This is a genomic window from Oleiphilus sp. HI0128 (assembly GCF_001635365.1).
The window spans coordinates 1-235 of record NZ_LWGG01000483.1; the positions used below are offsets into that span (position 1 = coordinate 1).

A 235-nucleotide genomic window follows, 5' to 3' on the forward strand; every position below is an offset into this window, starting at 1 on the left:
TGGCTTAAGGCGCTTACAGATCTTGGCAGGAAGATGAATTTCTTTTCTTAATTCACCTGTAGAGTTTAAAAGAGATCCAGTTTCGATTAATGCGATTTCACTGACTCGCATAGCAGCATGAGAGAGAACCAGAGCGCAGCGCTTACCCTCTTTGTGAGTCATCAGATTTGCGACCGCAAGAGCGTGTCGAATTTCTTTCTTGGATAAAGCTTCAGCTTTACTCATGTCTGTATTT

1 protein-coding gene is annotated in these 235 nt (G+C 42.6%); it reads right to left on the reverse strand.

Annotated features, from left to right (window positions below; translation table 11 throughout):
• A partial coding sequence (locus A3763_RS05885) for a hypothetical protein (RefSeq protein WP_197482798.1) occupies positions 1 to 235 on the reverse strand: 235 nt, incomplete at both ends.